Genomic DNA, 20,016 nt, shown 5'->3' on the forward strand with positions numbered 1-20,016 from the left:
TGCCGCCTTCCAGTTACTTCGAAAGGCTAATAGAACACGTTGCAGAGCGGCCAGCGGGCCAGATAGCAGTCAGAATTGACGTACATCAGCCTTGATGTACGTCTGGCCAGACGTACACTTGGTGGCGTGAGCTGGGAACCGCGCCCGATGTCGCTCGTGGTCGGTGGCGTCGTCCCGACCGAGGACGTCGTCGGCCGGGTCCGCGAATCCAACGAGGTGCTCGCCTCGCTGCCGCACTCGGGTGCGGTGCTCGTCGGCGACCGCAGACACGGCAAGACCTCCCTGGCACGGCTGGTCCAGCGGATGGCCGCCGATTCTGGCGCCGTCGTCGTCTCGGTCAGCGCCGAACGGGAGAGCTATGCCGAGTTCGTGTCCGCGCTACTCGCCGAACTCGGCCGGCTCGACCCGGCGTGGGCCCAGGAACTGGCCAAGATCCGGCTCACCCTGACCGCGGGCCCGGTACAGCTGCAGCGCGACAGCCGGGCCGCGGCCACTCTGGACGATCTGCTGCACCGCGCCATCCGGCGGGCCGACGGACGCATCCTGGCGCTGTTCATCGACGAGGTCAGCGTGCTGGCCCGCAACCTGGAACGCGCCGCTCCGGGATCCGGGGACACGTTCCTGCATCTGCTGCGCCGCGTCCGTCAGGAGAACCCCGGCCGCGTCGCGACCGTGCTGTCCGGATCGATCGGCTTTCACCACGTGTCGGCGGACGCCCCGAGCACCGTCAACGACATCCCGAAGATCGCGGTCGGGCCGATCCGCTCCGACCACGCGACCTATCTCGCCCAGTGCCTGCTGCTGGGCAGCGGCACCCCGACCACAGATCAGTACGCGGTGGCCGCCGCGATCGCCGCGGCGGCCGAGAACGTGCCGTACTACATCCAGCATCTGGTCGCCGCGGCACGCAAGTCCTGGCACGACACCGGGGTGGCGCCCTACCCCGAGCTGGTGGACCTGCTGGTCCTCGACGCGATCGGCAACCCGTACGACCCGTGGGATCTGCGGCACTACCGGGACCGGCTGCCGCACTACTACGGCGACGACGCCCCGGCGATCGCCGGGGTGCTCGACATCTACGCGCACGCCGGCGGACCACTGGACGTCGACACCGTGCTGATGCGGCTGCGCAGCGAGGGAAGTCCGATCGCCGACCGCGCTCAGCTGGTGTCCTTCCTCGAGCGGCTCACGCTCGACCACTACCTGACCCGCGCCGGGGATGCCGACCGGTTCTCGTCCCCGCTGTTGCAGCGCGCGTGGAAAGCCATGCGCCGGTGAGCCGTCCGCTGCTGTTCACGCCCGCCGCGGCGAACGCGGACGAGCTCGACGAGCTGACGGTCGGACGCACCGATCTCCTCGAGACGCTGACCGACCGCATCGTCTCGTCGGCGCGCGACGGCTCCCGCCCGCACACCCTGCTGGTGGCGCCGCGGGGCGCGGGAAAGACCCACGCGCTGCGCGTCGCGGTGCACCGGGCGCTGTCCGACCCGGCAACCGCGAAAGCCGTTCTGCCCGTGCCGATCGCCGAGGACTCACTGGCCATCGGCTCGTATGCCGATCTGCTGGCCGAGGCCGCCCGCGCGATCGGGCCGGCCCTCGCCGACGAGGTCGCACCGATGCGCGGCATCCGCGACACCGTCGGGATGGAGGCCGCGATCCTGGCCGCGGCGGCCGGAAGGATGGTGCTGCTGACGATCGAGAACCTGGACCGGGTGTTCGAGGCCATCGGCGATAAGGGGCAGGGCAGCCTGCGCGCATGGGTCGAAACATCGACGGCGGTAGTGGTTTTCGGGACCGCCCCGGCACTGTTCCCCGGCGTGGCGTCGCGCGAGTACCCGTGGTACGGGTCGTTCATCGTCGAATCGGTGCCCGCATTGACCCCCGGGGACGCCGCCGATCTGGTGCGGCGGATGGCCCTTCGGCGCGGCGACACCGCTCTCGAGGCGTTCGTCGCCTCGGCGGACGGGCGCGACTGCGTCGCAAGGATTCACGACATCATCGGCGGCACACCGCGGCTGTGGCATCTGCTGGCCGAGACCGCCGACGCGGGCGCGCTGGCCACGGTATCGCCGGCCGTCGACGCGCTACTCGACCGGCTCGCACCGCACTATCAGCATCTGCTGTGGGGGCTGCCCCCCGGCGAGCAACGCCTGGTCGTCGAACTCGCCCGCGGCACCGGTCCGCGGTCGGTGTCCGATCTCGCTGCCGCCGTGGGGGTTTCGAACCAGTCGGCATCGGCGGCGCTGGGTCGGTTGGCGGCCGGGCGGTGGGTGCACTCGTCGAAGGCCGACGGGGACCGCCGCACGTCGTGGTATGACCTCACCGACCCGCTGCTGCGGCGCTATCTGCAATTCCGGGACCGCTGAAACGCAGGACTTCTCACACGCAACGAGCGCGCGCATTTGCACGGTTGCGACGGGTTGTCGCGGTGCAAACACGCGCGCTCGCGGTGCGGCGAAAGTTACAGGCTCTCGAAGATCTCGCGGGCCAGCTTGGCGGTCTCCGAAGGCGTCTTGCCGACCTTCACGCCGGCGGCCTCGAGGGCCTCCTTCTTGGCGGCCGCGGTGCCCGACGAACCGGACACGATGGCGCCGGCGTGGCCCATCGTCTTGCCCTCCGGTGCGGTGAAGCCCGCGACGTAGCCGACGACCGGCTTGCTGACGTTGGCCTTGATGTAATCGGCCGCACGCTCCTCGGCGTCGCCGCCGATCTCGCCGATCATCACGATGACCTTGGTCTCCGGATCCTTCTCGAACGCCTCGATCGCGTCGATGTGGGTGGTGCCGATGACCGGGTCGCCGCCGATGCCGATGGCGGTGGAGAAGCCGAGATCGCGCAGCTCGTACATCATCTGGTAGGTCAGCGTGCCGGACTTCGACACCAGGCCGATCGGGCCCTTGCCGGTGATGTTGTTCGGCGTGATGCCGACCAGCGACTCACCGGGGGTGATGATGCCCGGGCAGTTGGGACCGATGATGCGGGTCTTCTGCCCCTTGTCGACGTTGTAGGCCCACGCGTAGGCGCTGTCCTGCACCGGGATGCCCTCGGTGATGACGACCAGCAGCGGGATCTCGGCGTCGATGGCCTCGATGATGGCGTCCTTGGAGAACGCCGGCGGCACGAACGCGATCGACACGTCGGCGCCGGTCTCCTTCATCGCCTCGGCGACCGAGCCGAACACCGGGAGCTCGATCTCGTTGCCGTCTTTGTCTTCGTGCTTGACGGTCGTGCCGGCCTTGCGGGCGTTGACGCCGCCGACGACCTGGGTGCCGGCCTTGAGCATCAGCTTGGTGTGCTTGGTGCCCTCGCCGCCGGTGATGCCCTGGACGATGACCTTGGAGTCCTTGTTCAGATAAATCGACATAGCTGTGTTTCCCCTAAGTCCGCTACTTGTTCGCCAGCTCGGCGGCCTTGTCGGCGCCGGAGTCCATGGTGTCGGCCTGGATCACCAGCGGGTGGTTGGCTTCGGCCAGGATGCGACGGCCTTCGTCGACGTTGTTGCCGTCGAGGCGGACCACGAGCGGCTTGTTGGCCTCGTCACCGAGGATCCGCAGCGCCTTGACGATGCCGTTGGCGACCGCGTCGCAGGCGGTGATGCCGCCGAAGACGTTCACGAACACGCTCTTGACCTGGCTGTCGTTCAGGATCACGTCCAGGCCGGCGGCCATCACCTCGGCCGAGGCGCCGCCGCCGATGTCGAGGAAGTTGGCCGGCTTCACGCCGCCGTGGGCCTCACCGGCGTACGCGACGACGTCCAGGGTCGACATGACGAGCCCGGCGCCGTTGCCGATGATGCCGACCTCGCCGTCGAGCTTGACGTAGTTGAGGTCGTTCTCCTTGGCCTTGAGCTCAAGGGGATCGGTGGCGTCCTTGTCCTCGAACTCGGCGTGGCCGGGCTGGCGGAAGTCGGCGTTGGCGTCCAGGGTGACCTTGCCGTCCAGGGCGAGGATCTGATCGTCGGGGGTGCGCACCAGCGGGTTCACCTCGACCAGGGTGGCGTCCTCCTTGGTGAACACCTCCCACAGCTTCTGGATGGTGACCGCGGCGGCGTCGAGCACCTCGGCGGGCAGGTGGCCCTTCTCGGCGATCTCGCGGGCGAACGCCAGGTCGACACCCTTGACGGCGTCGACGGGCACCTTGGCCAGCCGTTCGGGCTTGGTCGCGGCGACTTCTTCGATCTCCATACCGCCCTCGACCGAGCACATGGCCAGGTAGGTGCGGTTGGAGCGGTCCAGCAGGAAGGAGATGTAGTACTCCTCGGCGATGTCGCTGGCCTCGGCCACGAGCAGCTTCTTGACGACATGGCCCTTGATGTCGAGGCCGAGGATGTTCTGTGCGTGGGTGAACGCGTCCTCAGGGGTCGCGGCGTACTTCACGCCACCGGCCTTACCGCGGCCGCCGACCTTGACCTGCGCCTTGACCATCACGGGCTTGCCGATTTCGGTGGCGATGGCCTTCGCGTCCTCGGCGCTGTCGGTGACGCGGCCGGGCGTGGTGGGAACGTTGTGCTTGGCGAACAGCTCTTTCGCCTGATACTCGAAGAGGTCCATTGACTTCGGAACATCCCTGTCTGTGAGCGGCTAGAGGTAAGGCCCGACGGGCTCGGGCTGACTGTATCGAGCCGAGTGGGTGGCGTTGTCATCGCCTCCCGCTCATGTGGTCGATCTCACCGCAGGCCGAACCGTGATTCAAGTCACATTCTGGGTGGGAATATCGTCTCGGGTTGCCACTCGTATTGGAATTTGGTTAACGTCCACTGGTCTAAGTAACGGTCTGATCACGACGACTCCCCGAACGTTAAGGACTTTTCAGGTTGCCTCAGCATCGTCTGCCCCGCTCCCGCGAGGCCTCCACGACGCCCGGCTCAACTGAGGTCACCGAGATCATCCCGTTCGACGCCTTCGGCGAGTTCGCCGATCTTGACTGCGCAGATTCTTTGTCGCAGGGGCCTTTTGACCGCGACACCGAAGTGATCCACGCCCCCGAACTCGACGACCTGTTCGACGACGACGATCCGATACCGGTGCATCTCGTCGTTCCGAGCGAGTTCCGCGCCGATCCCGCCGCCGAGCGCCGCTCCGCCTCCCGCGCATACCGCGACAGCCACACCGATTTGAGTGACGGCGCAGCAAAGACCGACAAGATCGATATGCGGGCCCGTAAAGGCCAGCATCGCAAGCAGGAAGTGCCGGTGAAGGGCCGCCTGGTGGTCGCGGCGATGGCTGTCGGAGCAACCGCCGCCGGCGCGTACACGATGACCAAGAACGCTGCCGCCGAACCTGCCGAGACCGTGCTCGCGGCGGATCAGACCACGCTCGGCGACGGAACCGTCATCACCGGGTCCGAGGGTGGCATGCAGGTCATCTCCGTCGCCCCGGCCTCCAATTCGATCGTGCACGCCGAGGAGATCACCAAGGCCGCGGCGTTCGCCCAGGAACGCGCCGAGCGCGAAGCCCGCCTCACCAAGCCCCAGTTCGCGATGCCGACCACCGGCGTGTGGACGTCGGGCTTCGGCTACCGCTGGGGTGTCCTGCATGCGGGCATCGACATCGCCAACGCGATCGGGACACCGATTCAGGCCGCCGCCGACGGCGTCGTGATCGCCGCGGGCCCGGAGGGCGGCTACGGCAACCTGGTGAAGCTGCGCCACGCGGACGGAACCGTCACGCTCTACGGCCACAACAGCTCGGTCCTGGTCAACGTCGGCGAGCGGGTGATGGCCGGCGACCAGATCGCCAAGATGGGCAACACCGGCAATTCCACCGGTCCGCACTGCCACTTCGAGGTGCACCTCAACGGCACCGACCGGGTCGACCCGGTCGGCTGGCTGGCCAAGCGGGGGCTCTCCCCCGGCGGCTACGTTGGCTGAGTGGCCGACGAGTCTTCTGATTCCACCGAAGAGACGCGGATACTCCGCCGCGCGCCGCTGAACACCGGTTCGCAGCCCGTCAGCGCCTCCGCTGATCCACCGACGGGCATCCTGCGGCGTCACCCCACGGGCGCCCTCCCCATCCTCGCCGGGCCTGTTTCTGAGCCCGCCACCCAGGCCGTCCCGCACATCGGGCCCACCGCGCCCGACCCGAGGTTCGCGATCGCGACGACGGTCTTGAGCATCGTGTCGGGGTGGGGCACCGCCGTGATCGCGACCGACCTGATCACCGGCTGGTGGGCGACGGATCCACTGTTCTGCATCGCGATGGGCTTCCTGGCGGCGGTGTCGGCCGCCGCGTCGATCAGCGGGGTGATCGCGCTGCTGCTGCGCAGGCGCACCGCGCGCCTGCTGATCGTGGTCGGCGCGGTGATCGCGTTGCTGATCTTCGCCGGCCTTTTCGTCGCCGGGGCGGCGCTGCCGGCACCGGTCTACGCACTGCCGCTGTTGCCCGCGGCGTCGATCGTTTCCGCCGCGCTGCCCGGCACGGCGCGGTGGAGCCGCACCGACTGACTAGAGCTTCGAGATCGGCGCGTGGTTGTGCATCAGCTTCACCCGGCCCGCGCTGCCGAAGTCGATCAGCGACATCGCCGATTCGCCGACGCCGGAGACCTCTTCGACCCGGCCCAGCCCGTACTTGTCGTGGGTGACGCGATCGCCCGGCTCGAGCACGATCAGCGGCCTCTTCCCCGCCGCCGGACGGTTCGGTGACGGCCGCGGCGTGCCGTAGCGGCCGGCGTTGCCGACCGGCGCGGAGAACGACGACGCCGGCGCCTCGGTGCGGCGCCAGTCGATGAGCTCCGGGGGGATCTCCCGCAGGAAGCGCGACTCGGGGTTGAGCATCGGCTGTCCCCACGACGAACGCACCTTCGCGCGGCTGAGGTAGAGACGCTGACGGGCGCGGGTGATCCCGACATAGGCCAGCCGCCGTTCCTCGGAGAGTTCGGCGGGATCGCCGAGGGCCCGCATGTGCGGGAACATGCCGTCCTCCCAGCCGGTCACGAACACCACCGGGAACTCCAGCCCCTTGGCGGTGTGCAGCGTCATCATCGTCACCACCCCCGAGCCGTGTTCGGGGATGTCGTCGGCGTCGGCGACCAGCGACACCCGCTCCAGGAACGCCGCGAGCACACCGGTGTCGGGGACGTCCTCGTCCGCGGCGTCGGCACCCTGCGCGTCGTCGGCTTCGGCCAGTGCGCGCGCGTTGGCCAGATCGGTACTGAATTCGTGTGCGACGCTGACCAATTCGTTGAGGTTGTCCAACCGGGCCAGGTCCTGCGGATCGCTGGAGGACTCAAGCTCGGCGCGGTAGCCGGTGCGGTCGAGGACCGTCTCGACGAGGTCGCCGAGCTCGCCGTCGAGACCGCCGCGCAGTTCGTCGAGCAGTGCGACGAAACCGGCGATGGCCTTCTCCGAGCGCGTGTTCAGCATCGGCACCTTGCCCGCGGCGGCGTCGGCGAGCGCGTCGTTGAAGTTCAGGCCGGTGTTCTCGGCGTGTACCGCCACGCAGGCCTCGGCGCGGTCACCGATGCCGCGGCGCGGGGTGTTGAGGATGCGGCGCATGCTGACCGCGTCCCCGGGGTTGTCGAGCACCCGCAGGTAGGCGACGATGTCGCGAATCTCCTTGCGCTCGTAAAAGCGCACTCCCCCGACGACTTTGTACGGGATGCCGGCGCGGATGAAGACTTCCTCGATCGCCCGCGAGGAGTTGTTGGTGCGGTAGAAGACGGCGACGTCGTTGTAGGAGAAGCCCGGGATGGAGTCCGACAGCGAGTCGATCTCCTGGGCGACGAAGCGTGCCTCGTCGTGTTCGTTGTCGGCGACGTACCCGACGATCAGCTCGCCCTCACCGGCGTCGGTCCACAGCCGCTTCTCGCGCCTGCCGGTGTTGCGGGAGATCACCGAGTTCGCCGCGTTCAGGATGGTCTGTGTGGAGCGGTAGTTCTGCTCCAGCAGAATCGTTGTGGCGTTGGGGAAGTCGCGCTCGAAGTCCTCGATGTTGCGGATCGTCGCCCCGCGGAACGCGTAGATCGACTGGTCGGCGTCGCCGACGACACACAGCTCGGCGGGCGGCACCCCGTCGGGATTGTCGTCCGAGGCGGCCGTTCCCACGAGCTCGCGTACCAGCACGTACTGCGCGTGGTTGGTGTCCTGGTACTCGTCGACCAGGATGTGCCGGAACCGGCGCCGGTAGTACTGCGCGATCTGCGGGAAGGCCTGCAGCACGGCGACCGTCTCCCCGATCAGGTCGTCGAAGTCCAACGCGTTGGCGGCGCGCAGCCTGCGCTGGTATTCGCCGTAGACGTCGGCGACGATGCGGGCCAGGTCGTCGGCGGCCTCGGAGGCCTCGGCGGCCGCCTGTGCGGGGCCGATCAGCTCGTTCTTCAGGTTCGAGATCGCGTTGGCCAGCAGCCGCGGCGAATGCCGCTTGGTGTCCAGGCCCATGTCCTTGCCGATCATCAGCAGCAGCCGCCGCGAGTCGTCGGCGTCATAGATCGAGAAGTTGGAGTTCAGCCCGGGCAGCAGCGAGGCCTGGTTGCGCAGGATCCGCACACACGTCGAGTGAAACGTCGACACCCACATGTTGCGGGCCCGCGGCCCGACGAGCCCGACGATGCGCTCGCGCATCTCGGCGGCCGCCTTGTTGGTGAAGGTGATCGCCAGCACCTGCCCGACGCCGACGTCGCGCGCGGCGAGCAGATACGCGATGCGCCGCGTCAACACCGCCGTCTTGCCCGAGCCGGCGCCCGCGACGATCAGCAGCGGGGTGCCCTCGTGCAGCACCGCTTGGCGTTGCTGCGGGTTCAGGCCTTCGAGCAGGTCGTCGCCGGTCATCGGCGTGGCGTCGTTCAGCGTCAGGTGCACACTCATGTCGCACCCAACTTACCGCTGCGGGCGGACATCGCCGCCATGGCGCGAGGCCCCGGGTGGCGCGGGTGTCCGCGTCACCCGGGGCCTGCGCACACCAGTTAGTCGTCGTCGCCCGAGTCCCCGATGCGGCCCGCGGTGCCGTCGGCTCCGTCGGCACCCGAGCTGCCGCCGAGCCCCCCGGAACCACCGGTTCCGCCGACGCCGCCGGTGGCCTCGCCGGTCCCACCCGGCTCGGCCGGGATGGTGGCGTCACCGCCATCACCGCCGTCACCGCCCTTGCCGAAGAAGATGCCGCCGCGACCGCCGTCGCCCCCGTCGCCGCCGTACGCATCCTCGTCGGAGACATCCTCGTCGTCGCCCAGGACGATGGCGAGGCCGCCGTCGCCGCCGCGGCCACCCTTGCCGATGATCCCCGCGTACGCGCCGTCACCGCCGTGTCCGCCTTCAGCCTGGCCGTTGTCGGCATCGCCGACACCGCCGTTGCCGCCCCAGCCGCCGTCGCCGACGTAGGTGGCACCGCCGCCACCACCGTCCCCGCCGACCGCGTCGGCGTCGTCGTAGGCCCAGCCGTCGCCGCCGGTGCCACCGTCGCCGCCGTCGCCGACGTAGGTCAATCCGCCCTGGCCGGCGTTCCCGCCCCACGCGATGGTGCCGTCCTCATAGGCGATGCCCCGGCCGCCGTCGCCGCCCTGGCCGCCGGCGCCCACGACCGCGTTCCCCCCGGTGCCGCCTTCACCTGCGTAGGCATTGCCGTAGTAGGACTCCGCATCTCCGCCGTAGCCGGCATCGCCACCGTTGCCGCCGAAGAGGCCGCCTCGGCCGCCGTTGCCGCCCCAACCGCCTTCGGCGTCGTTGTCCTCCGGATCCTCGTACTCCAGCTCGTTGACGTCGTCGCCGCCGTAACCGCCCCAGCCGCCGTTACCGAACAGGATTCCGCCGCGGCCGCCGTTGCCGCCGTCGGTGGCGGCCCACTTCTCGCCGGTCTCTTCGTCGTAGGAGGCGTCGAGTCCGTTGCCGCCGTCACCGCCGTTGCCGAACAGGAACCCGGCGTTACCGCCGTCCCAGCCGTAGCGGCCGTCGCCGCCGTTGCCCCAGAGCAGGCCGGCGTTGCCGCCACGGCACGCGCTGCCCTCGCAGTCCTCGGCGGCGTCGAACCCGTTACCGATCAGCCATCCGCCGGGGCCGATGACGGGCCGCAACGCGGGGTTGGCCGACGCGAGCGCCGGCGGGGTGGGATTCCCGCCGGAGCCGAGCAGCGTCACACAGTTCTGCGCCACCCCGGTCAGGCATTCCGGCGCGAGCGCCGACTCGGTCGAGACCAGCTGCACGTCCATCGCGACGCGGGGCGCGCGGTCGGTGTCCGCCCCCGTCGTCAGCCCGATTCCGGCACCGACCATCGCGGTGCCGAACATCCCCACCGCCAAGCAGCGACGGACCGAGCCCGCCGACCCCGAGTGCGCGAGTTTCGCCATTGAAGACCCCCAACTGTTTCGTGCCCGCCGAGCTGCTGTGGCGGGATGGTGTGCGCCGGGACGTTCCCGCGCCAAATGCACAGTAAGTTCCCAGCTGGCTAATCGTCAGGCAAACACTCAGATCTGTTGATGGGGATTCTCGCCGCGCTGGGTCAGAAGCTAAATGCGCGTGGTTGCACTGCTTTATCCATGGCTCCGCGGGGCGCCCAGACCCTCACTGATTGAAGCAGCAAACAGTTGATTGTTTAAAGCAAACTTTCACCCAGGCTCGCGCGCAGCGTTGACCCCGGCCCGTCGGCCCGTCCGGCGCACACGCCGGCGTTCTGGTGAGTCCCCCAACCCCCGTGGTGATGTCGAGCACATCCGCTACCGCGAACAATATCTACGAGCGCGTCGACAGCAAACGCTTTCGGTGGAGAAAAGTCGGAATTGTCCGTCTGGAGCAGCGCGCGGGCGCACAGAGCGGACATCCAGCGAAATCGTGATCCGCGATACGAATACGCACCCGCCGGAGCGATCGTCTCCATCGGTTCTCCGGGCGGCTCTTTGCACCACATCGGCCGCTGGTGGCACACTGGCCAGGTGCTTTACGCGCAGTGGCGATTTTTCTACGGGTACCGATCCGCGGTGCCCGTGGCATAGCTGCTTCCCATCAGCCCCGCGGTCCGCTTCTGCGATCCGGGGCTCGTCTCTTTGTTGAGGCCCGACAGCGGAGCGATCAGGGCCGACACAACGAGAATCGGAGACCAAGATGACCACGCCTGCAGGGACGGAAACCGCCCAGTTGCCCGATATCGACGAGCTGCGCCAGGAGATCGACCGCCTCGACGCGACGATCCTCGAGGCCATTCAGCGCCGCACCGAGGTGTCCCAGATGATCGGCAAGGCCCGGATGGCCTCCGGCGGCACCCGTCTGGTGCACAGCCGGGAGATGAAGGTCATCGAGCGCTACAGCGTGCTCGGCGAGGAAGGCAAGAACCTCGCGATGCTGCTGCTGCGCCTCGGCCGCGGACGCCTCGGCCACTGACGCGATTTCGGCGTAGTTCGTCAACGTCAGCATGACCAACTACACCCGAATCACTTCGTCTTGAGCGCCTCGACCAGCCACGGGGTCAGCCATTCGACTGCTTCCGGGGTCGGGTGCACGCCGTCGCTGCGCACCCGGAGCCCGTCGACCTTCGTCTGGTAGTACCCGTTGGGGCTGAGCTTCTTGTTCAGGTCGAGCACCGTCGCGTTGGGCCGCTTCTCGACGGCGTTGCGCACCATGGTGTTCCAGCGCTCGACGCGTTTGGGCTGATCCTCCGGATAGAGGCTGCCGTCCGGCTTCTCGGCCCGCCGGTTGTACGGCTCGGTCGCGACGACCAGTCGCGCACCCGTGGAACCGAGGATGTCGAGTGCACGGTTGAGTTCGCCTTCGAGGTACGCGTCGTAGCCAGGCTCGCCGATATGGGTCCAGGAACCCTCGTTCATCCGGTCGACGACCTCCCACCGCCCGACCATCAGCAGCACCACGTCGGGTTTCGCGTAGCCGATCCGCTGCGCCCACCGCGCCGGCCATTCGTCGCACTCCGGTTTCTGCGGCAGTTCCTGTCCGACGTACTCGTAGGGCCCGCCGCGCGCGATGCCACACCCGATGGTGGTGAAATCGGAGAAGTCCAGCCCTGGCGTATCGGGCAGGTAGCGCATCATCGTCCACGCGATCGAGTCGCCGAACACCGCCACCCGCAGATCTCCCGGCGCGAGCGGTTTCGGCGCACGCGTCACCTCCACCGGGATCTCGGGCGCCACCAGTGCGGCGTTGTCGATCATCGGACCTGGCTGCGGGGTCTCGGGGAGCACCCGCACCGGCAATACCGTCATCGCGACCACCGCGGCCGTCGCCGCGGTCGCCCCGGCCAGCGGCAGCATCGGCACGAACGCCGGGCGCCACTCCCGGATCGGTTGTTCGATCGCCCACCACGAGACCGCCGCGACAGCCACCGTCGCAGCGCAGCGCAGCGCGAACAGCTGCCAGCCCGAGGTTCCGGTGCGTTCACCGTTGAGCAGCAGGAAGATCGGCCAGTGCCACAGGTACACGCCGTAGGAGATCGCACCGAGCCCGACGAGCGGGCCGACCGACAGCAGTCGCGCGACCGGGCCTTCCTGGGCGAGGGCGACCGGCGCGATGACCAGGATCGCGGCCAGCGCGACGACGATGAGCAGTCCGCTGCGGAACTCCTCGACGCTGCCCGTGGCGATGCGTGCGGCCAGGAACAGCACCACGAGGCCGATCACCGGCAGCGTCCACGCCACCCAGCGCGCCCAGCGGGACCGGAACATCTCCAGTCCGGCGGTCAGTCCGCGCCAGTCCCGGACCAGCAACGCCGCCGCGGCGGCGCCGACGAGCAGCGCCTGGACGCGGGTGTCGGTGCCGAAGTAGACGCGGTTGAGTGTCGCGTCCGAACTCAGTGCCATCGTCGCGGCTGCGGACGCGACGACGCCGCCGGTCGCGAGGACGAACACCGTCGTGCGCACCGCGCGCTGTGACAACGTCACCCCGCGCCGGTACGCGATCGCGCCGAGCGCGGCGATGACCCCGGCGATCAGCAGCGGCCACAGCACGTAGTACTGCTCCTCCACCGCCAGCGACCAGGTGTGCTGCAGCGGCGACGGAGGCGCCCCCTGGGAGAAGTAGTCGGTGCGCTGCGCGACGAACACCCAGTTCGACATCCAGAACAGGGTCGCCACGGCGTCCTCGCGCAGGGTCGCGGTGGACTCCGGTGAGAACAGTTCCCGCAGCGCGACGACGGACAGCACCATGACCACCAGTGCGGGCAGCAGCCGGCGGGCCCGGCGAACCCAGAAGCCTTTCAAGCCGATTCGGCCTGTCCGGCCGATCTCGTCGAGCAGCAGCGAGGTGATCAGGAATCCGCTCAGCACGAAGAAGACGTCGACGCCGAGGAAGCCGCCGGACAGACCGGGGACGCCGCCGTGGTCGGCGAGCACCAACGCGACGGCGATCGCCCGGATACCGTCGAGCGCCGGGATCGACTGCCCCGGCCCGACATACCGCCGCGGGCCCACGCGTATCGGCGCCGCACTCACGGCTGTCACTGTCGGCGGTCCTCCTCGCTGTCCGAGCAACGAAGTCTATGGGCGCGCGGGCAGCGGATCCGGAAGGCGCGCGGGGGTCCCGAGATCTCGGCCGAGCAGACACAAACTCGGGCGAGTCGCGCGCGTGTCATGCGAGTTCGCGCCTGCTCGCGGGCGGGAGGTGACCCCCAGCTCGCGCTACTTCGTGAGCGCGATGTACTTCGTGTCGAGGTACTCCTCGATGCCCTCGGTACCACCCTCGCGGCCGAAGCCGGACTCCTTGATGCCGCCGAACGGTGCGGCGGCATCGGAGATCACGCCGCGGTTGACGCCGACCATGCCGGATTCGATGCCCTCGGCGACCCGCAGCGCCCGATCCAGCGACTGCGTGTAGACGTAGGCGGCCAGGCCGTATTCGGTGTTGTTGGCCGCGGCGATGCCCTCTTCCTCGGTGTCGAACCCGGCGATCGGGGCGACCGGACCGAACACCTCTTCTTTGAGGATGCGGGCGTCGGCGGGGACGTCGGTCAGCACGGTGGCGGGGTAGAAGTTCCCCGGACCGCCGGGGGCGACGCCGCCGACGGCGACGGTGGCACCGCGCGAGACCGCGTCCGAGACGAGCTCGGTGACGGTGGCGACCTGCTTGGAGTTGATCAGCGGGCCCAGCGTGGACTTCTCGTCGAGGCCCTTGCCGAGGGTGAATTCGCTCATCCGCTTGACGAACTTGTCGGTGAACTCCTCGCGCACCGCGTTGGCGACATGGAACCGGTTCGCCGCGGTGCAGGCCTCACCGCCGTTGCGCATCTTGGCCAGGATCGCGCCGTCGACCGCCGCGTCGACGTCGGCGTCGTCGAACACGATGAACGGCGCGTTGCCGCCGAGCTCCATCGACGTGCGCAGCAGCTTGTCCGCCGACTGCTTCACCAGTGCCTTGCCGACGCCGGTCGACCCGGTGAAGGTCAGCTTGCGCAGCCGGCCGTCGTTGATCAGCGCCTCGGTGACCGGGCCGGGGCTGCTGGTCGGCAGCACCGAGAGCACGCCCTTGGGCAGGCCGGCCTCGTCCATCAGCTTGGCCAGCAGCAGCATCGTCAGCGGCGTCTCCTGGGCCGGCTTGACGATCATCGTGCAGCCGGCGGCGAACGCCGGGCCCATCTTGCGGGTGCCCATCGCCAGCGGGAAGTTCCACGGGGTGATCGCGTAGCAGGGGCCGACGGCCTGCTTCGTGACCAGGATGCGGCCGGTGCCCGCCGGAGCCGCGGTGTAGCGGCCCTCGATGCGCACGGCCTCCTCGGCGAACCAGCGGAAGAACTCGGCGCCGTAGGCGACCTCGCCCTTGCTCTCGGCGACCACCTTGCCCATCTCCAGGGTCATCAGCGCGGCGATGTCGTCGGCGCGGGCGGTGATGGTCTCGAAGACCGCCCGCAGGATCTCGCCGCGCTTGCGCGCCGGCGTCGCGGCCCACTCCCCCTGCACGGCACATGCGGCGTCCAGCGCCGCCCGCGCGTCGTCGGCGGTGGCGTCGGCGACCGACGTCAGCACCGTGTCGTCGCTGGGATCCAGCACGTCGAACCGGCTCGCGGCCTCGCGCTGCTCACCACCGATCCACAGGCCCGTCGGTACCGATGCCAGCAGCGCGGAAGTATCCATACCTTCATCATTTACCCCTTCGTCCGCCGGCCCGCACTAGGGTTCTTCACATGGGTTCTGACATCACCGCGACACCGGCATGGCAGGCACTGTCCCGACATCACGACGAAATCGCCGCCACGGATCTGCGTGCGCTGTTCGCCCAGAACCCGGGACGGGGCTCCGAGTTCGCAATGACCGTCGGCGACCTGTACATCGACTACAGCAAGCACCGCGTCACCGCGGAGACGCTGTCGCTTCTCGTCGATCTGGCCCGCGCCGCCGGGCTGGAGACCAAGCGGGCCGCGATGTTCGCCGGCGAGCACATCAACACCTCTGAGGACCGGGCGGTGCTGCACACCGCGTTGCGGCTGCCGCGCGATGCGTCGCTGACCGTCGACGGTCAGGACGTGGTCGCCGATGTGCACGAGGTGCTGGACCGGATGGGCGAGTTCACCGACCGGCTGCGCAGCGGGGACTGGCGCGGCGCCACCGGTGAACGCATCACCACGGTGGTCAACATCGGCATCGGCGGCTCTGATCTGGGGCCGGTGATGGTCGACCAGGCACTGCGCCACTACTCCGACGCCGGCATCTCGGCGCGGTTCGTCTCCAACGTCGATCCGGCCGACCTGGTCGCCAAGCTCGCCGGGCTCGAGCCGGCCACGACGCTGTTCATCATCGCGTCCAAGACGTTCTCGACACTGGAGACGTTGACCAACGCGACCGCGGCGCGACGGTGGCTCACCGAGGCCCTCGGTGATGACGCGGTGTCGAAGCACTTCGTCGCGGTGTCGACGAATGCGAAGCTGGTCGCCGAGTTCGGCATCGACACCGACAACATGTTCGGCTTCTGGGACTGGGTCGGCGGACGGTATTCGGTCGACTCCGCGATCGGGCTGTCGGTGATGGCGGTGATCGGGCGGGAGCGTTTCGCGGAGTTCCTGTCCGGCTTCCATCTGGTCGACGAGCACTTCCGGACCGCGCCGCTGGACGCCAACGCGCCGGTGCTGCTGGGCCTGATCGGGCTGTGGTACAGCAACTTCTTCGGCGCCGAAACCCGTGCGGTGCTGCCGTATTCGAACGATCTGGCGCGTTTCGCGGCCTATCTGCAGCAGCTGACGATGGAGTCGAACGGCAAGTCGGTGCAGGCCGACGGGACCCCGGTGCACACCGGCACCGGCGAGATCTTCTGGGGCGAGCCGGGCACCAACGGCCAGCACGCGTTCTACCAGTTGCTGCACCAGGGCACCCGGCTGGTCCCGGCGGATTTCATCGGGTTCAGCGAGCCGACCGACGATCTGCCGACCGCCGACGGCACCGGCAGCATGCACGACCTGTTGATGAGCAACTTCTTCGCCCAGACGCAGGTGCTGGCGTTCGGCAAGACCTCCGAGGAGATAGCTGCCGAGGGCACACCGTCGAATGTGGTGCCGCACAAGGTGATGCCCGGTAACCGGCCGACCACGTCGATCCTGGCGACGAAGCTGACACCGTCGGTGGTGGGTCAGCTCGTCGCGCTCTACGAGCATCAGGTGTTCGTCGAGGGCGTGATCTGGGGCATCGACTCGTTCGACCAGTGGGGTGTCGAGCTCGGCAAGACGCAGGCCAAGGCACTGCTTCCGGTGATCACCGACGCCGAATCACCTGCAGCACAGTCCGATTCGTCGACCGACGCCCTGGTGCGGCGCTATCGGGCCGAGCGGGGCCGCTCGGCCTGAGTCGCTGCGATTTCGGCGCAGTTCGTCAACGTCACATTGACCAACTACGCCGAAATCGCGTCAGGCGAAGTACTTGGTGAAGCGCGGGGGCAGCACCTTCATCACCTCGACCAGCGGCCACCACGGCCACCCGGGGACGACGGCGCGGCCCTTCTCCTTCTCGATCGCATCGACCATGGCCTTCACGCCGGTCTCGTTGTCGACCATGAGCATGGTGGAGTTGGACTTGGCGGTCATCTCCGACTCGATGTAGCCGGGTTCCAGCACCGTGATCTTGATGGGGCCCGACGGGTACTCGGCCCGCAGCGATTCTCCGAGCGAGGTGACGCCCGCCTTGCTCGCGGAGTAGGCGGCCTTGAACCCGGGAACACCGACATTGCCGAGCACCGAGGACACCAGCACCAGGTGACCCTTACCGGCGGCCTTGAAGATTTCCAGCGCGGTTTCGATCTGCACCAGCGCCGCGACCAGGTTGGTCTCCAGAGTGGCCTTGTTGGCCCACATCTTGCCGCCGCCGAGCGGGTAGCCCTTGCCGATGCCGGCGTTGACGATCACGCAGTCGATGCCGCCGAGTTCGTCGCTGAGCTCGTTGAAGACCTTCGGTACCTGCTCGTGGTCGTTCACGTCAAGCGCGGCGACCGCGACCTTGATGTTCGGGTGGCGGGCCTGCAGCTCGGCCTTGAGCTCGTCGAGATTGTCGACGCGGCGGGCGCACAACGCCAGGTCGCGACCCTTGGCGGCGAACTGGCGGGCCATGCCGGCACCGAGGCCCGAGCTCGCACCGGTGATCAAGATCTTCTGCCGAGTCATGCGGGCAGGATAACCGAGTTACACAGGTGACGAGTAATCCCGAGCGCCTACTTGAGCAGCCTCGACATCCGCCGGTCCGCGAGTACCTTTCCGCCGGTCTGACACGTCGGGCAGTACTGGAACGATTTGTCGGCGAAGGACACCTCGCGCACGGTGTCGCCGCAGACGGGGCACGGCATCCCGGTGCGCGCGTGCACCCGCAGGCCCGAGCGCTTCTCCCCCTTGAGCGTCGCGGCCTGTTGCCCGACCGAACGGGTCACGGCGTCGGTGAGCACCGAGATCATCGCGTCGTGCAGATCCGCGAGTTGCGCGGCGGTCAGCTTGTTGGCCGTCGCGAACGGCGAGAGCTTCGCCACGTGCAGGATCTCGTCGCTGTAGGCGTTGCCGATCCCGGCGATCACCTTCTGATCGGTGATGACGGTCTTGATGCGGCCGGTCTGCCCCTTCAGGACATCCGCCAGCGCGCCCGGGTCCAACGACAGCGCATCCGGGCCCAGGGACGCGATCTGCGGCACCGACATCGGGTCGGTGACCAGCCAGACCGCGAGGCGCTTCTGGGTGCCGGCCTCGGTCAGGTCGAACCCGGGCGCCTCGCCGGGTGTCCCGAGGTGCACCCGTAACGCGATCGGCCCCTTGCCGGGCTTCAGTGGCGCCGCGGCCAGCTTGTCCGACCAGCGCAGCCACCCGGCGCGGGACAGGTGGGTGATCAGGTGCAGGTCGCCCGCCTGCAGCCCGAGGTATTTGCCCCAGCGGTTCGCGGCCGTCACCTCGTGGCCGGCCAGCGCGGACACCGGCGGATCGAACGTCTTGAGCACCGAAAGGGCGGACACGTCGACGCGGCCGACGGTCCGTCCGACGGCGTGGCGGCGCAGATGATCGGCGAGCGCTTCGACCTCGGGGAGCTCGGGCATAGCACTCAGTCTGCCTGGACGACCAGCGACAGGAGCCAACTCACGATCGAGAGCACGATCGCGGCCCAGATGGCGGTCCACCAGAAGTCGTCGATCGCCAGCCCCCAGTGGGTGGTGTGCTCGGTGATCCACGAGGTGATCCACAACATGAACGCGTTGATCACGATGTGGAAGAGGCCGAGCGTGAGGATGTAGAGCGGAATCGAGATGATCTGGACGATCGGCTTGATGACCGCGTTGACCACACCGAAGATCACCGCGACGACGAAGATGATGCCGATCCGCGCCGCTGTCGAGTCGCCGCCGACGAACCCGATTCCGGGCACCAGCAGTGTGACGACCCACAGCGCGACGCCGGTCAGCGCGGCCCGCAGCAGAAAACTACCCATGCGATCATGATCCACCCGCGCCCGTGCCTGTGATGCGACGACGACGATCGTTCACCCCGGTGACTCCCGACGGGCCCGACGTCCGTCCACAACGCCACCGCGGCAGGACCACCCTGGCGACGCCACACCGGGCGCCGACCACCGACGACGAAAGATGTTGGCCGCCAACATTCGACGCCGCTTCGAGAGCGCCCGACAGGGCGCGAACGGAGGCGACGCCGCCCTACCCAGGGCTGTGCGATCGCGCGACGGTCTCGCCGGAGGTCCCGGCGTGCGGAATTCCGACACGCGCATACTAGAACGTGTTCTAGTATGCGGTCACCGACGAGCAGGAGACGACGTGCGATTCACCTTTGCCGAAGCCATGACCGATCCGACGTATTACATCCCGCTGGCGAAGGCCGCCGAAGCCGCCGGCTACCACGCGATGACGATCCCCGACAGCATCGCCTACCCGTTCGAATCCGACTCCAAGTATCCCTACACCCCCGACGGCAACCGGGAGTTCCTCGAGGGCAAGGCGTTCATCGAATCGTTCGTGCTGACCGCGGCGCTGTGCGCGGTCACGACCAAGCTGCACTTCAACCACTTCGTGCTCAAGCTCCCGATCCGCCCGCCCGCCCTGGTGGCCAAGCAGGCCGGGTCGCTGGCGGCGATGTTCGACAACCGCCTCGGCCTCGGCGTCGGCACCAGCCCGTGGCCGGAGGACTACGAGCTGCTGAACGTCCCGTTCGCCAAGCGGGGTAAGCGGATGGACGAGTGCATCGACATCGTCCGCGGCCTGACCTCGGGTGAGTACTTCGAGTACCACGGCGAGTTCTACGACATCCCGAAGACGAAGATGACGCCAGCGCCGTCGAAGCCGGTGCCGATCCTGATCGGCGGGCACGCCGACGCCGCGCTGCGCCGCGCCGCCCGCAACGACGGCTGGATGCACGGCGGCGGCGATCCCGAGGAACTCGACACCCTGCTCGCGAAACTGGCGAAGTTCCGCGAGGAGGCGGGCACCGCGGACCGCGACGATTACCAGATCCACGTGATCTCACTCGACGCCTACTCCCTCGACGGCATCAAGCGCCTTGAGGACAAGGGCATCACCGACGTGATCGTCGGCTTCCGCATCCCCTACATCATGGGTCAGGACACCGAGCCACTGGACGCGAAGATCCGCAACCTGGAGATGTTCGCCGAGAACGTCATCGCCAAGGTCTGACG

The 20,016-nt window shown here is 68.4% G+C and carries 15 protein-coding genes and 1 pseudogene; 7 read left to right on the plus strand and 9 right to left on the minus strand.

What is annotated here, in order from left to right; genetic code table 11:
• Window positions 1-147 precede the first annotated feature (147 nt).
• On the plus strand, window positions 148-1,278 hold the full coding sequence (locus tag BST38_RS24650; RefSeq protein WP_083146154.1) for an ATP-binding protein: 1,131 nt from the start codon (window positions 148-150) through the stop codon (window positions 1,276-1,278).
• Window positions 1,275-2,366 (plus strand): MarR family transcriptional regulator, encoded by a 1,092-nt coding sequence (locus BST38_RS24655; protein ID WP_083146153.1) that lies wholly within the window; start codon window positions 1,275-1,277, stop codon window positions 2,364-2,366. The genes BST38_RS24650 and BST38_RS24655 overlap by 4 nt, the downstream gene beginning before the upstream one ends.
• Window positions 2,367-2,461: 95 nt before the next feature.
• Here the strand turns inward: BST38_RS24655 and sucD are convergent, their stop codons facing one another.
• Window positions 2,462-3,364 carry a succinate--CoA ligase subunit alpha gene (gene sucD / locus BST38_RS24660; protein ID WP_083146119.1) on the minus strand — a complete coding sequence of 301 codons (903 nt, stop codon included), beginning with the start codon at window positions 3,362-3,364 and terminating at the stop codon, window positions 2,462-2,464.
• A gap of 22 nt (window positions 3,365-3,386) precedes the next feature.
• Window positions 3,387-4,550 (minus strand): ADP-forming succinate--CoA ligase subunit beta, encoded by a 1,164-nt coding sequence (gene sucC / locus BST38_RS24665; RefSeq protein WP_083146120.1) that lies wholly within the window; start codon window positions 4,548-4,550, stop codon window positions 3,387-3,389.
• A 263-nt stretch (window positions 4,551-4,813) separates the two neighbouring features.
• On the opposite strand from sucC, the gene BST38_RS24670 reads away from it, so the two are divergent.
• On the plus strand, window positions 4,814-5,869 hold the full coding sequence (locus BST38_RS24670; RefSeq protein WP_083146121.1) for a M23 family metallopeptidase: 1,056 nt from the start codon (window positions 4,814-4,816) through the stop codon (window positions 5,867-5,869).
• On the plus strand, window positions 5,870-6,442 hold the full coding sequence (locus BST38_RS24675; RefSeq protein WP_083146122.1) for a hypothetical protein: 573 nt from the start codon (window positions 5,870-5,872) through the stop codon (window positions 6,440-6,442). It begins immediately after the preceding gene.
• On the opposite strand, the gene BST38_RS24680 is transcribed toward BST38_RS24675, so the two are convergent.
• Both BST38_RS24680 and BST38_RS24685 read right to left on the minus strand, forming a co-directional pair.
• Window positions 6,443-8,800, minus strand: coding sequence for a UvrD-helicase domain-containing protein (locus tag BST38_RS24680; RefSeq protein WP_083146123.1), 2,358 nt, complete (start codon window positions 8,798-8,800; stop codon window positions 6,443-6,445).
• Window positions 8,801-8,898: 98 nt separating this feature from the next.
• Window positions 8,899-10,272, minus strand: a complete 1,374-nt coding sequence (locus tag BST38_RS24685; protein ID WP_083146124.1) for a hypothetical protein — start codon at window positions 10,270-10,272, stop codon at window positions 8,899-8,901.
• A 736-nt stretch (window positions 10,273-11,008) separates the two neighbouring features.
• Between BST38_RS24685 and BST38_RS24690 the strand changes: the two are divergent.
• Window positions 11,009-11,299: pseudogene (locus BST38_RS24690) on the plus strand (chorismate mutase); the annotation flags it as partial.
• Between the two features lie 50 nt (window positions 11,300-11,349).
• Here the strand turns inward: BST38_RS24690 and BST38_RS24695 are convergent.
• Both BST38_RS24695 and BST38_RS24700 read right to left on the minus strand, forming a co-directional pair.
• Window positions 11,350-13,365, minus strand: a complete 2,016-nt coding sequence (locus BST38_RS24695; RefSeq protein WP_110781927.1) for an acyltransferase family protein — start codon at window positions 13,363-13,365, stop codon at window positions 11,350-11,352.
• A 177-nt stretch (window positions 13,366-13,542) separates the two neighbouring features.
• Entirely contained in the window at window positions 13,543-14,991 is a 1,449-nt protein-coding gene (locus tag BST38_RS24700; RefSeq protein WP_083146126.1) for an NAD-dependent succinate-semialdehyde dehydrogenase, read from the minus strand.
• Window positions 14,992-15,041: 50 nt separating this feature from the next.
• Here BST38_RS24700 and pgi point away from each other — a divergent pair, with 50 nt between their 5' ends.
• Window positions 15,042-16,691, plus strand: coding sequence for a glucose-6-phosphate isomerase (gene pgi, locus BST38_RS24705; RefSeq protein ID WP_083146127.1), 1,650 nt, complete (start codon window positions 15,042-15,044; stop codon window positions 16,689-16,691).
• A gap of 60 nt (window positions 16,692-16,751) precedes the next feature.
• Here pgi and BST38_RS24710 read toward each other — a convergent pair whose 3' ends face one another.
• The 3 genes from BST38_RS24710 to BST38_RS24720 are packed head-to-tail and all read right to left on the minus strand — an operon-like array spanning window position 16,752 to window position 18,801.
• Window positions 16,752-17,501 carry an SDR family oxidoreductase gene (locus tag BST38_RS24710; protein WP_083146128.1) on the minus strand — a complete coding sequence of 250 codons (750 nt, stop codon included), beginning with the start codon at window positions 17,499-17,501 and terminating at the stop codon, window positions 16,752-16,754.
• 47 nt (window positions 17,502-17,548) lie between these two features.
• On the minus strand, window positions 17,549-18,412 hold the full coding sequence (locus BST38_RS24715) for an Fpg/Nei family DNA glycosylase (RefSeq protein WP_083146129.1): 864 nt from the start codon (window positions 18,410-18,412) through the stop codon (window positions 17,549-17,551).
• A 5-nt stretch (window positions 18,413-18,417) separates the two neighbouring features.
• On the minus strand, window positions 18,418-18,801 hold the full coding sequence (locus BST38_RS24720) for a phage holin family protein (RefSeq protein WP_083146156.1): 384 nt from the start codon (window positions 18,799-18,801) through the stop codon (window positions 18,418-18,420).
• Window positions 18,802-19,141: 340 nt separating this feature from the next.
• On the opposite strand from BST38_RS24720, the gene BST38_RS24725 reads away from it, so the two are divergent.
• Window positions 19,142-20,014: an LLM class flavin-dependent oxidoreductase gene (locus BST38_RS24725; protein WP_083146130.1), complete on the plus strand. Its 873-nt coding sequence runs from the start codon at window positions 19,142-19,144 to the stop codon at window positions 20,012-20,014.
• Window positions 20,015-20,016 lie beyond the last annotated feature (2 nt).

This window comes from Mycolicibacterium parafortuitum (assembly GCF_002086815.1).
Taxonomy (GTDB): Bacteria; Actinomycetota; Actinomycetes; order Mycobacteriales; family Mycobacteriaceae; genus Mycobacterium; species Mycobacterium parafortuitum.